Annotated in this window: 12 protein-coding genes; 7 read left to right on the forward strand and 5 right to left on the reverse strand. The window is 31.3% G+C overall.

Annotated features, from left to right (window positions below):
* The 4 genes from mco to cstR all read right to left on the reverse strand — a co-directional run.
* Positions 1 to 1402 (reverse strand): multi-copper oxidase Mco (gene mco, locus KA858_RS04270; RefSeq protein ID WP_210135104.1); only part of this gene is annotated, 1402 nt, incomplete at its 3' end.
* Between the two features lie 14 nt (positions 1403 to 1416).
* Positions 1417 to 3462 (reverse strand): copper-translocating P-type ATPase CopB, encoded by a 2046-nt coding sequence (copB, locus tag KA858_RS04275; protein ID WP_095256753.1) that lies wholly within the window; start codon positions 3460 to 3462, stop codon positions 1417 to 1419.
* 200 nt (positions 3463 to 3662) lie between these two features.
* On the reverse strand, positions 3663 to 4418 hold the full coding sequence (locus KA858_RS04280; RefSeq protein ID WP_210135105.1) for a sulfite exporter TauE/SafE family protein: 756 nt from the start codon (positions 4416 to 4418) through the stop codon (positions 3663 to 3665).
* Positions 4418 to 4678 carry a persulfide-sensing transcriptional repressor CstR gene (cstR, locus tag KA858_RS04285; RefSeq protein WP_002510747.1) on the reverse strand — a complete coding sequence of 87 codons (261 nt, stop codon included), beginning with the start codon at positions 4676 to 4678 and terminating at the stop codon, positions 4418 to 4420. Before cstR ends, KA858_RS04280 begins: the two co-directional genes overlap by 1 nt.
* A gap of 137 nt (positions 4679 to 4815) precedes the next feature.
* On the opposite strand from cstR, the gene cstA reads away from it, so the two are divergent.
* The 7 genes from cstA (at position 4816) to KA858_RS04320 (ending at position 12192) form a co-directional block, all read left to right on the forward strand.
* Positions 4816 to 5883, forward strand: a complete 1068-nt coding sequence (gene cstA, locus KA858_RS04290) for a DsrE/DsrF/DrsH-like family protein (RefSeq protein WP_210130292.1) — start codon at positions 4816 to 4818, stop codon at positions 5881 to 5883.
* 30 nt (positions 5884 to 5913) lie between these two features.
* Positions 5914 to 7248 (forward strand): persulfide dioxygenase-sulfurtransferase CstB, encoded by a 1335-nt coding sequence (cstB, locus tag KA858_RS04295; protein ID WP_210135106.1) that lies wholly within the window; start codon positions 5914 to 5916, stop codon positions 7246 to 7248.
* Positions 7249 to 7265: 17 nt separating this feature from the next.
* Positions 7266 to 8459 carry a type II sulfide:quinone oxidoreductase Sqr gene (gene sqr / locus KA858_RS04300; protein ID WP_069996590.1) on the forward strand — a complete coding sequence of 398 codons (1194 nt, stop codon included), beginning with the start codon at positions 7266 to 7268 and terminating at the stop codon, positions 8457 to 8459.
* Positions 8460 to 8631: 172 nt separating this feature from the next.
* Positions 8632 to 9225 carry a recombinase family protein gene (locus KA858_RS04305; RefSeq protein WP_000690635.1) on the forward strand — a complete coding sequence of 198 codons (594 nt, stop codon included), beginning with the start codon at positions 8632 to 8634 and terminating at the stop codon, positions 9223 to 9225.
* Positions 9197 to 10639, forward strand: coding sequence for a Mu transposase C-terminal domain-containing protein (locus tag KA858_RS04310; RefSeq protein ID WP_000790716.1), 1443 nt, complete (start codon positions 9197 to 9199; stop codon positions 10637 to 10639). Before KA858_RS04305 ends, KA858_RS04310 begins: the two co-directional genes overlap by 29 nt.
* Positions 10632 to 11447, forward strand: a complete 816-nt coding sequence (locus tag KA858_RS04315) for an AAA family ATPase (RefSeq protein ID WP_000164962.1) — start codon at positions 10632 to 10634, stop codon at positions 11445 to 11447. The genes KA858_RS04310 and KA858_RS04315 overlap by 8 nt, the downstream gene beginning before the upstream one ends.
* Positions 11448 to 11583: 136 nt before the next feature.
* Positions 11584 to 12192 (forward strand): recombinase family protein, encoded by a 609-nt coding sequence (locus KA858_RS04320; RefSeq protein ID WP_037577271.1) that lies wholly within the window; start codon positions 11584 to 11586, stop codon positions 12190 to 12192.
* 287 nt (positions 12193 to 12479) lie between these two features.
* Here KA858_RS04320 and KA858_RS04325 read toward each other — a convergent pair whose 3' ends face one another.
* Complete coding sequence (locus KA858_RS04325) at positions 12480 to 13991, reverse strand: glycosyltransferase (protein WP_037577273.1); 1512 nt, start codon at positions 13989 to 13991, stop codon at positions 12480 to 12482.
* Positions 13992 to 14076: the final 85 nt, after the last annotated feature.

Here is a 14076-nt window from a genome sequence, read left to right on the forward strand (position 1 = left end):
CATTATCTTCATGCTCAAGTATGTGACAATGGAACATGTATGTCCCAGTATTTTTAAAAACCACTTCTATTTTGGCTTTTTGTCCAGGTTCCAGAGATATAACGTCTTTTTTGCCTCTCATATCTTCTGAAGGTTTCTTCCCATCCACTGATAAAACTTTAAATTGCGTTCCGTGGATATGGAACGGGTGCTTCATACCACCCATTTTATCTTTGACGTTTTCAATTTCCCAAGTTTCTTTCTGGTTTACCTTTTGTGTGAAATCTATTCTGTTAGGATCGAATTTTTTGCCATTAATAGTAACATTATCGTCCATACCTTCTAATTTGATTTTTTTATCTACTTTTGGAGTAGTGTCTTTGTTAGTACTTTTTTCTTTGTTAATAATTGGTAAAATTACTGTTTCATCATTATCAACAAGATTGACTTTTTCTTCTTTCATTTTAGATAAATCTATTACTATTTCTTTTCTTGCTGAAGGAGCTAAATTAATTTCTTTTAACTTTTTAGTCTTTTCTAAATGGCCGCCTTCTGAAGCAATATATTCAAAACTTTGATTATTACTTAGCTTAAGATTTAAATCCCGAGCATTGGAGCCATTTAAAAGTCTCAAACGTATTTTTCCTTCTTTTGTTGTTAATTTAGGATCTACTTTCCCATTCACAAGGACTGTATCACCTTGAGTACCATCTTCATCTTTCGTTTTTGTATAATTTAATTTTTTAGATACAAATGTTTTATCTTGGATTATTATAGGCAAATCATTTTTCCCATAATTGCTAGGATAATTATTCTTTTTGTCATCCTCTATATATAATAACCCTGATAAACCATTATAAACTTGTTTAGCTGTATTTGGGGAGGGGTGGGGATGATACCATAATGTAGCAGCCTCTTGTTTAACCTCAAATTTTATTGTTTTTTCTTTTCCTGGTTTTATAACTTGAGAAGGGCCTCCATCCACTTTTCCATCTATTTCTAACCCATGCCAATGAAATGTTGTATTTTCATCTAAGTTGTTGACTAACTTAATTTTAACCTTATCTCCTTTTTTTAATTTTAAAGTTGGCCCAAGTAAATTTCCATTGTATCCTAAAGTGTTAGAGAAATTACCTTTGTAAAATTCTGTCTTTCCTTTCTGCGCTTTTAATGTATAACTTTTATAACCATTGTTATCTTTTTTAGGATCTAAAACTTTGGGAAATGTTATTTCATTTTTTCCTTGTGAAGAATTCAAATTTTTTCTTTCGTCATGACTTTTCATATCCATCATATCATTTCGCTTTTGATCATTTTCTTTCATGTCCATCATGTTGTGCTTACCTTCTGCAAAAGTATCATTAGGAACCATAAACATTATAGAAAATAACGTAATTAAAATTGTGAACATTTTTTTATACATTATATTTACCTCTTTTATTTTAATTTTAATGTAAATGCATTAATTGCTACGATGATCGTACTTAAAGACATAAGTATTGCACCCACAGCAGGTGATAATATTAAACCAATAGAAGCTAATATACCAGCTGCAAGAGGAACTGCAATCACGTTATATCCTGCGCCCCACCATAAATTTTGAACCATTTTTTTCATCGTATTTTTTGAAAGGGACAAAAAATTGATAATATCAGAAGGATTACTTTTAACGAGTATGACATCCCCCGATTCAACAGCTACATCTGTCCCTGCGCCAATTGCCATACCAATATCTGCTCTAATAAGGCTTGGCGCATCATTGATACCATCACCAACCATCATGATTTTGCTACCATTGCTTTGATAATCTTGGATAATACTTTCTTTATCTTCGGGCATCAATTGCGCGTGGACATCACTAATACCTAATTCTTCAGCCACTGTTTGTGCCACTTCTTTATTATCGCCTGTAAGCATGACTGGCGTAATGTTTCTCGATAATAAATCCGAAACCATTTGTTTTGAACTTTCTTTAATTTTATCGCCTTGTGCGATAATACCAATAACTTGTCGGTCATGAATTAGATAACTAATAGAATTCCCTTGTTGAGCGAGATTCGTAAATTGTTCTTTATTATAATCAAAATTGCTTTTATCGAGATAAGAAACATTCACTATTTTGAGTTTTTTATTATCAACTGTGCCTTCTAAGCCTACACCTGGAATATTATTAACTTCTTGAGGAGTAGCATATGAAATATTTTTGCCTTTAGCAAAATCAACAATACCAGTGGCAAGTGGATGATTAGAATTACTTTCTAATGAAGCAAATAGACTCAATATTTCTTCATTATTTAACTCGTCTGTAAAACTTTCATAGTGATTCACTGAAAAGTTACCTTCAGTTAGTGTCCCAGTTTTATCCATCATGATGTAATCAATGTGTTGTGCGATTTCTACAGATTCTCTGTTTTTAATGATTAAACCATTATGTGCGCCTATAGAGGTAGAACGTGCTGTAACTAAAGGTATTGCCAAGCCTAATGCATGTGGACAAGCAATGACTAATACGGTTACTAGCCGTTCAAGTGCGAAATCGACGTTGTTTTGAATAAGCATCCATACAATAAATGAAATCAGGCCAATACTTACTGCAAAGTAAAACAAATAACCTGCGACTTTATCAGAGAGGAGTTCAGCTTTTGACTTATCATTTTGAGCTTGGTTAACAAGACCCATAACTTGAGATAGGTAGCCATTTTCACCCGTAGCAGTCACTTTAACTTGTACTGTACCTGAACCATTAATTGAACCTCCAATAACATCATCATTATGAGTTTTATGAACTTTTTTTGATTCGCCAGTAACTAATGATTCGTCAATTGATGTTTCTCCTTGAACAATGATTCCGTCTGTGGGTATACTTTCGCCTGCTCTGACTTCCACAATATCGTCAATATGAATATCTGATATTTTAACTTCTTCTCGTTGATTATTATCAATCAGCTTCACTGCAGTATTAGGTAAAAGTTCTGCCATTTTCTTCAGTGCATTGCCTGCATTACCTACTGCGTTCATTTCAATCCAATGACCTAATAACATGATTAAAATTAAAGTCGCTAATTCCCAGAAAAAGTCCATTGTATGTGTGGATGAACCACTGAAGTTATTCATATAAAAGGCGTATAAACTATAAATATAAGCTACTGAAATACCTAGAGCAACAAGCGTCATCATTCCAGGTTTTTTAGTTGAAATTTCATCTTTAGCCCCTGATAAAAATGGCTTTCCTCCGTAAAAGAATAAAATTGTAGCAAGAATTAATACAATCCAATCTGACCCTGTAAATGAAATTTGAAACGGTAATTTAACTCCCATCATGGGCGATAAAATAATAATCGGTATCGCAAAAATCAAAGAAATAAAGAATTTACTTTTAAAATTTCCATGATGGTGATGTTCATGATTACCATGACTAGTGTGATTTTCATGTTCTTGATGACTATGATGCTCATGATTTTGGTGTTTTTTGTTATTCGACAAAATTAAACCTCCTAATTTTATATTTTTAAAGATAGTAATAAGACAATTTGAGTATAACATATACGGTATAGGGGTATATACCATTTGACTTTTTTATTTTGTAGTGTACAGTGTTATTTTACTTGCTATATGAGAATGTTTTAACTTTATAAATAAGAAAGAGAAGTACAACTAATATTAGTTGTACTTCTCTTTCTTATTTATAAAACAATTTGAATAATTGCAATAATAATTAAAATACTGATAATCCACTTTTGTACAAAACTAGGGACCTTTTTACCTAATTTTAAACCTAACGGAGCGAAAATAATACTCCCTATTATTAAAAATAACGCATCTTCTAAAGGAATGTAACCTTGTATAAATTTAATGATAAAGGCGCCAATTGAAGATATAAAAGCAATTACTATACTATTAGCAACTACCGTATTCATTGGTAATTTGAATAAAACTAGCAATATAGGAATGATAATAAAAGCGCCGCCTGCTCCAACTATACCTGAAATGATACCAACGAAAAGACCCACCATAACTAATAATGGCTTGTTAAAGGAAGATTGATCTAAACTCGGTTTTATGTTAATAAACATTAAAATTAATGCGAGTAAAGCAATGATAATATATATCGTATTTACAAATGTAGCATTAAATAAATTTGCTAACAGTCCACCTAACATGCTGCCTATAATCATGCCACTACCCATGTAAAGCACTAATAGTGGCGAAAATTCTGGTTTTTTTCGCGCTTTTAATGACCCACTTAAAGTACTGAAAAAGACTTGACTGGAAGTAAGTCCTGATGCCATGTATGCACTGTACGCAGGAGCGCCAAATAGTGGTGGTAATAATAAAATAGCTGGATAAATAATGATGGCGCCACCTATACCTACTAGACCCGAAATAAAGCCTCCGAATACCCCAATAAGTAACATCATAATAATAGTTGAAATATCCATTATTTACTTTTTACCAATAAGTTAACGGCTTCATTAATCAATTCTTCAGAATTTTCACCATTATCCTCTGCTGCTTTTACACATTCTATTAAATTTTCACTAATGATAATTCCCATCAAACGTTGGATTGAACTTTTTGATGCACTGATTTGAGTAATGACATCTTTACAATCTTTTTCTTCTTCCATCATTTTAATAACGCCATTGAGTTGTCCTTGTATTCTATTAATACGATTAATCATTTTTTTATCATAATTCATAGTTATTTCCTCCACTTTTAATTGAATAAAGTCATAATAAACGATAAAAGTAAACATGTCAAATACCCCCTACCGTATTTGACATAATATAAATAATTAGTTAATATACCCGTATAGGTATTTATTAGGAGGTTAATATGAAACAATATAACGAAAATCATATCAATAATTTCAGTAAACAAGAATTAGAAAAATTGGGTGCACAAGGTCAACTGATTGACGTTAGAACACAAGAAGAATATGAGCTTGCACATATAAATGGTGCGATATTACATCCTGTAGATAAGATTGAATCGTTCAATAAAGATAAAAACACAACCTATTTTGTACACTGTAAAAGTGGTACCAGAAGTGCTAAAGCGAGCGAATATTTAGCTAAACAAGGCTACGACATTGTTAATTTAGACGGTGGCTATAAAGCATATGAAGCAAAATACGACGATGATAATACATTCGAAGAAAATACTAATGTAGAAATTAAAGCAGAGCGTAAACAATTTAACTATAGTGGTCTTCAATGTCCAGGTCCAATTGTAAACATCAGTAAAGAAGTGAAAAATATTGAAGTAGGCGAGCAAATCGAAGTTACAGTCACAGATCCTGGATTCCTTAGCGACATTAAAAGCTGGGTCAAACAAACTGGTCATACTTTAGTTAAACTTGATGAAAGTAATAATGGAATTAATGCTATCATTCAAAAAGAAAAACCAAAAGACTTACAAGTGAATCATACTGCTAAAGGTACGACAATTGTACTATTTAGTGGAGAGTTAGATAAAGCAGTGGCAGCAATGATTATTGCAAATGGCGCTAGAGCTGCAGGAAGAGATGTAACTATCTTCTTTACTTTTTGGGGACTTAACGCGTTGAAAAAAGCGCAAACAGTTAACGTTAAAAAGAAAGGTATCGCAAAAATGTTTGATTTGATGTTGCCAAAAACACCTTTGAAAATGCCACTATCTAAAATGAATATGTTCGGTTTAGGTAATATCATGATGCGATACGTAATGAAAAAGAAAAACGTTGATTCATTACCATCACTCATTAATCAAGCGATAGCTCAAGATATTAAATTAATCGCATGTACCATGAGCATGGATGTCATGGGTATTACAAAAGAAGAATTAAGAGATGAAGTTGAGTACGGCGGTGTAGGCACTTATATAGGTGATACTGAAAACGCGAGTCATAATTTATTTATTTAATTAAATCTATCAAAATAAGGAGTTCTTTATATGTTTTTCAAACAATTTTACGATAATCATTTATCTCAAGCATCTTATTTAGTTGGCTGTCAACGTACGGGAGAGGCAATAGTAATTGATCCTGTTCGTGATTTAACAAAATATATGGAAGTTGCAGATAGCGAAGGTTTTAAAATTACACAAGCTGCTGAAACACATATTCACGCTGATTTTGCTTCTGGAATTCGGGATGTGGCAAAACGTTTAAACGCCAATATATATGTATCTGGCGAAGGTGATGATCAATTAAGTTATAAAAATATGCCGGAACATACAAATTTTGTTAAAAATCAAGATATTATTCAAGTAGGTAATATTAAATTAGAAGTCTTGCATACACCTGGTCATACCCCTGAGAGTATCAGTTTCTTACTCACTGATGAAGGTGGCGGCTCAAGTGTTCCAATGGGTTTATTTAGTGGTGACTTTATTTTTGTTGGTGATATCGGTAGACCTGATTTACTAGAAAAATCAGTACAAATGGAAGGTACTACAGAGATTGGTGCAAAACAGATGTACCAATCTATAGAAGGTGTTAAAAATTTACCAGATTATATTCAAATATGGCCTGGACACGGTGCTGGAAGTCCTTGTGGTAAAGCATTAGGTGCCATACCAATGTCTACGCTAGGTTACGAAAAAATTAATAACTGGGCATTTAATGTAACAGATGAATCTAAATTTGTTGAAACATTAACATCAAATCAACCAGCGCCACCCCATCACTTTGCACAGATGAAAAAAATTAATCAGTTTGGTATGAAAATGTATCAACCATACAACGTTTATCCTAGTTTAGATAATGAAAGAATAGCATTTGATCTTCGTAGCAAAGAAGCCTTTCACGGTGGACATACACAAGGAACAATCAATATTCCTTATAACAAAAACTTTATTAACCAGATCGGTTGGTATTTAGATTTTGAAAAAGATGTAGATTTAATCGGAGATAAATCTACAGTTGAACAAGCAACGCATACTTTACAATTAATTGGTTTTGATAATATAGCAGGCTATCGTTTACCAAAATCAGAAATTCTAACACAATCCATCCACAGCGCTGATATTACTGGCGAAGAAGCAAATGTACTCGACGTACGTAATGAAGAAGAGTGGAATAATGGGCACTTAGATCAAGCAGTCAATATTCCGCATGGTAAATTATTAAATGAAAATATTCCATTTAATAAAGAGGATAAAATATACGTACATTGTCAGTCAGGTGTTAGAAGTTCAATCGCAGTAGGTATCTTAGAAAATAAAGGATTTGAAAATGTCGTGAATATTAGAGAAGGCTATCAAGATTTTCCAGAATCATTAAAATAATTTAAGGGTGTGGAAAAATGAGTAAGTATTATCAAATTGTTATTGTAGGTGGCGGTACAGCAGGTATTACCGTGGCATCAAGACTATTAAGAAAAAATCAAAGCTTAAAAGGAAAAATAGCAATTATAGACCCGGCTGAATATCATTATTATCAACCGTTATGGACTTTGGTTGGTGCTGGGGTATCGAGTTTAAAAAGTTCTCGTAAAGATATGAAAAGTGTTATGCCTGAAGGTGTTCAATGGATAAAAAATGCTGTTTCAAGCTTTCAACCTGAAAACAATAGCATTATTTTAGGAGATAATTCGGTCGTTAGTTACGAATTTTTAGTGGTAGCCCCTGGATTACAGATTAATTGGTCTTCTATTAAAGGATTAAAAGAGAATATAGGTAAAAATGGTGTTTGTTCTAACTATTCACCTAACTATGTTCGCGAAACTTGGAGACAAATTTCTAAATTTAAACAAGGGAACGCGATTTTCACGCATCCTAATACGCCTATCAAATGTGGAGGCGCACCTATGAAAATTATGTATTTAGCTGAAGATTATTTTAGAAAACATAATATCCGTTCTAATGCTAATGTGATATACGAAACGCCAAAAGATGCTTTATTTGACGTAGGCAAATATAATAAAGAATTAGAGAAAATTGTTGAAGAAAGGGATATAATTGTCAATTATAATTATAATCTTGTTGAAATTGACGGAGACAAAAAAGAGGCTACATTTGAACACATTAAAACAGACGATAGAAAGACAATAGATTATGAAATGTTACATGTAACACCACCCATGGGTCCCTTAGGTGTACTTAAAGAAAGTACACTTTCAGATAGTGATGGTTGGGTAGATGTTAACCCAACCACATTACAGCATAAAAGCTACTCTAACATATTTGGGCTTGGTGATGCTTCAAATGCACCTACTTCCAAAACAGGAGCAGCAATTCGTAAACAAGCGCCTATAGTTGTTAATAACCTATTGCAAGTAATGGATAATGAAATGTTGACGCATCATTATGATGGTTATACTTCGTGCCCTATCGTTACCGGGTACAATAAATTAATACTTGCCGAGTTTGATTATAATAAAAAACCAAAAGAAACATTGCCTTTTAACCAGGCCAAAGAACGAAGAAGTATGTATATTTTTAAAAAAGATTTATTACCTAAAATGTATTGGTACGGTATGTTAAAGGGTCTTATGTAAATAACAAGAGTGTACAGAAAATAACCATTTTCTGTACACTCTCTTTTTATGTCTAAATAAGTATGTATTACATAGAATTATGTGTTCAAAAACCCAACAAAAAATCTATGTTCACAAAAGACCTTGTGATTAAGTTATGGTACACTGAAGATGTATATAGGAGGTTTGTATTTTGAAAATAGGTTATGCAAGAGTTTCAACTGGATTACAAAATTTAAATTTACAGGAAGATCGATTAAATACACATGGTTGTGAAAAAATATTTAATGACCATATGAGTGGTTCAAAAAGTAAAAGACCTGGTTTAGATAAAGCAATTGAATTTGCGAGGTCAGGAGATACCATTGTTGTTTGGAGACTAGATAGACTAGGACGTAACATGGAGGATTTAATCACATTAGTGAATGAACTTAACGAACGAGGCGTGAGTTTTCATAGTTTAGAAGAAAATATAACGATGGATAAATCAAGTTCTACAGGACAATTATTATTTCATTTATTCGCAGCATTTGCAGAGTTTGAACGGAATTTAATTTTAGAACGTTCTTCAGCTGGACGAATTGCAGCTCGTGCCAGAGGACGTTATGGTGGAAGACCTGAAAAATTGAATAAAAAAGACTTAAATTTACTCAAAACACTTTATGATAATGGCACCCCCATTAAAACAATTGCAGAACAATGGCAAGTTTCACGTACAACAATTTATCGTTACCTCAATAAATTGGAGGACAAGGAAGATGAAAAACAAGGAGAAGTATCTAACTAATTTTTCTGAAGCCAAACGTAAAAAAGCTACTCAAAAGTACAATATTATAAAACCTTTTATCCTAGGCGAACAATCTTTATCAAGTATTTCTAAAAGTAAAGGGATTGCGTTAAGCACCCTTTATAGGTGGAATAAGTCATATAAAGAACAAGGACTTAAAGGACTAATCTATGCGACAAGAGCTGATAAAGGAACACGTAAAATAGAACCAAAGATAATTGATGAAATTGAACGCCTTGCGCTTATGAATAAAAGAAATAGTATAGCCACAATTCATAGGAAAATCACTAATTACTGTAAAGAAAATAATTTTGATATACCAAGTTATAAACAAATTTATAGTGTTATTAAAGCAATGCCTAAGTCTGTTATTGATTTCTCTCATCAAGGTGAAAAATACTATCAAAATAAGTACGATTTAATACAAATTAGAGAATCCTCGAGACCCAATGAAATATGGCAAGCAGACCATACTTTGCTAGATATCTTTATATTAGACCAAAAAGGTAATATCAATAGACCGTGGCTAACTATAATTATGGATGACTATAGTCGTGCAATTGCAGGCTATTTCTTAAGTTTTGATGCCCCCAATGCTCAAAACACAGCATTAACACTACACCAAGCAATATGGAATAAGAATGATACCAACTGGCCAGTGTGTGGTATACCCGAAAAATTCTATACAGATCACGGAAGTGACTTTACCTCAAATCACATGGAACAAGTCGCTATTGACTTGAAAATAAATTTGATGTTTTCAAAAGTTGGTGTCCCTCGTGGTCGTGGAAAAATAGAACGCTTTTTTCAGACAGTTAACCAAACTTTCTTAGAACAACTGCCTGGATATATAAACAATAATGATACTCCTAGTAATCTAATAGATTTTCACAATTTTGAAGAAAAACTACGTTACTTTTTAATTGAAGATTATAATCAAAAAGAACATAGTGCTATTCATACCACGCCTATCAGTCGTTGGAATAGTAATCACTTTTTCCCTAATATGCCAAGTAGCTTAGAACAACTTGATTTATTATTGTTGGAAATACCTAAATCTAGAAAAGTTCATTCAGATGGCATTCATTTTCAAGGTTTTCGATACAGTAATACTAATCTAGCAGCTTATGTAGGTGAATATGTACTGATTCGTTATAACCCAAATGATATGGCTGAAATACGTGTGTTTTATAGAGATGAATTTCTTTGTACTGCTATATGTCCAGAAATAGCTGATTACTCCATAGATATAAAAGACATACAGCACGCTCGTAGTCAGAGAAGAAAACACTTAAAACAAAATATTGCTAGTCCAAGTACCACAGAATTAATTAAGGAAGAAAAAAATTGTGGTTATTCACCTCAAGAAACGACTAAAAACGTCAAAAAATTAAAGAGGTATCGTAATGACTAAAAATCAGAATTTTATTGAAACGAAAGAGTATAAACGGTTTGCTGAATTTTGTGACGCTTGCATTAAATATCAATATATTGGTATCTGTTATGGTCAACCTGGAGTTGGGAAAACTTTATCTTCAAGATATTATACAAATTGGGATACAATCGAAAAACAAGTTAACCATAGAGGTTGGGAAGATCTAGCTAGTAAAACGACCGATGACATACTATCGGTGGATAAAATATTTTATACTGCACCAGCAGAAAAACAAACTAAATTAAGGAATGATTTATATAGTATTACTGCAAGCATTGATTTGGGTCAAAAATTACATGTTGTAAATAAGTATGGACATGAACATAGTAAACATTATAGTGATATGTTTAAATATATTGATTTAATTATAGTAGATGAGATTGATCGCCTTAAAGTGCAACATTTAGAGCAATTAAGAGCTATTTATGATGAACATAATTTAGCAATGATATTTATTGGTATGCCGGGCATAGAGAAAAAACTATCTCGTTATCCTCAACTATATTCGCGCATAGGTTTTGCGCATGAATTTGATAATCTAAGTAAAGATGAGACGCATCATATATTAGAATATAAGTGGCAAGATTTAGGATTTGATTTAAAACTCGAAGACTTTACTGATTATGAAGCAATAACGACGATTATTAAAATCACAAAAGGGAATTTTAGGCTGATTCATCGTTTATTTGCGCAGATAGACAGAATTATGGATATAAATGGTTTAGATAAAATAAGTACAGAAGTTGTAGAAACAGCTAGAGATAGTTTAGTTATAGGTATTCGATAATAGAAAAAGCAACGCATTTTAATATAGTGCGTTGCTTTTCTCATTTATTAGGTAAAGTCATTCTCATATATCGAATAAAGTGACACGCAACTAAAACGTATGATTAGGGTGTATATTAATTATGAGGTGAAAATCAATGATTGTTGGCTACGCGAGAGTATCTTCTATAGATCAAAATTTAGAAAGACAACTAGAAAATTTAAAAATGTTTGGTGTTGAAAAAGTTTTCACAGAAAAACAGTCTGGGAAATCTATTGAAAATAGACCGGTACTTCAAGAAGCACTTAACTTTGTGAGAATGGGGGATCGGTTTGTCGTGGAATCGATTGATCGTTTAGGTCGTAATTACGATGAAGTGATTCATACTGTTAATTATTTAAAAGACAAAGAAGTTCAATTGATGATTACTAGCTTACCTATGATGAATGAAGTAATCGGCAATCCATTATTAGATAAATTTATGAAAGACCTAATCATTCAAATATTAGCAATGGTTTCAGAACAAGAACGAAATGAAAGTAAACGTAGACAAGCACAAGGTATTAAAGTTGCGAAAGAAAAAGGTGTATATAAAGGGCGTCCGTTACTTTATTCAGCGAATGCTAAAGATCCTCAAAAACGTATTATTTATCATAGAGTTGTAGAAATGTTAAAGGAAGGCACAGCTATCAGTAAGATTGCGAAAGAAGTGAATATAACAAGGCAGACTGTTTATAGAATTAAACACGACAATGATTTGGTTTAATAAACTTTGTTTCAATGCAACTGAGAGTTTCTCACAGCATTCTAAAACACATATTAATCTTCTATTATGAGATTTTAACAATGAAACAAAAAAAGAGAGATTAAAGATTCTCTCTTTTCTCAATAAGTAAAAATTAATACACATACATTTTTGTATGTGTATTAAACATTCCAAATTCAAACAGTATCTCAAAAACAAGCGTTTTCTTCGAAATTTCAAAATATAATATTTTAGAAAAAAGTATTCTAACTACTCATTTAAGTCAAAATTAAGGTGATTACGTATATTTATAAATTATTTTGATTTATTATATTATTATTTTCAATGAATTCAAACCATTTATTTTTAACACTTTGTTTTGAAAACTTCTCTTCAATTTTTTCTATACTTTTTTTACTCATAACTTTTAGGACTTTTTCATTATTTTTTAGATATGATATTTTTTCAGCTAATTCCTTTATATTGTCTTTGCTAATAATTAAGCCATTTTTATTATTATCAATTATTTCTTGTGGGCCATAGTTAAAATCGTAAGAAATTACAGGAGTTCCGACAGCCATACTTTCCAAAATACCTAATGAAAATCCTTCAGTTTTAGAGGTGGTTATAGAAAACAATGATTCATTATATATTTCTAATGGATTATTAGTATAACCTTTAAATATAATGTTGTTTTCCAGTTTATTTTTTTTGACTAAGGATTTTAAATTTTCTAATTCATCTCCATTTCCATAAATTTCCAATATAAATCCAGGATCATCATTTTTAATTAGGTTTATTGCTTTAATTATATGATCAATTTGTTTTAATTTAACTAACCTAGAAATAACCACAGCTTTGTTTTTTCTAATGATATTATTAATCTCTTTTGAAGGTAAAGTCTGTATACCGTGTGGAATAACTTTTACTTTTTCTGAATAACCATAATTATTTACAATATCCTCTTTTTGTTGGCTTGTTAATACTATTAAAGAATTTATACTTTTAAGATTTTCTAAAGAGGGCATTACAGTTTTAGCTATTTCACCATTTGAGCTTAAATGGTTACTATGCAATCTTACATTCTTACTAACGTTTTTATTTTTTACATCAATCATAATATTATCAGTATTTCTTGCGTCAGAAATTATAATAGGATTGGTATCATTTTTAATAATTTGTTCTATAAAATGTGTTTTTAATTGATTATCATTTTTAAATGAGTGAGTTATTTCATTATTTTGCACTAGGTTAATTCTAGTAGCTCGTCCATTTTCAGGATTGACCCATTTACTCATATAACAGTTACCTAAACTATTATAAAATATCATTTGTCTTGGTTTATTAAAATTATAATCCATATATGATACTTTTCCAACATATCCTTCGTATGTATAAAATTCGGATTTTAAACGATACCGAGAATCACTAAAATAATCTATACCTCTTATTGATTTATCTTCTCGAAATGTAACGTATTTTTTATATAATCCATTTTCATATAACCTAATTGCGTTATTGTTTAGTTTTTCGACAATTGTATTATTATCGATTAAACTTGCATATGTATTATTATATTTTATAGTACTTTTTTCGTTTCTATAATAATCATACATATTAATAATTTTTACTTTTCTATTAAGATTGTAAATGTTATAGATTTCTTTTATAATTTTTGGATAATCTCCATTATAATTAAATGTCAGTATATTTGTATCATACCCCAAATCGCTTAACATGCTCGCTTGTTGTAAATGTGCTTTAGTGAGCCCTCCTCTACCAATATCTAAAGAATTAATTAATAAATATAGTTTTTTCAATTTTGTACCTCTTTTCTATAAAAGTTTTTTTGCTATAACTTTTCAAGGCAACAGCTTATGTATTATAGTTAATTATATTATATGC

It is taken from the genome of Staphylococcus sp. GDX8P80P, from assembly GCF_017893095.1.
Taxonomy (GTDB): domain Bacteria; phylum Bacillota; class Bacilli; order Staphylococcales; family Staphylococcaceae; genus Staphylococcus; species Staphylococcus borealis.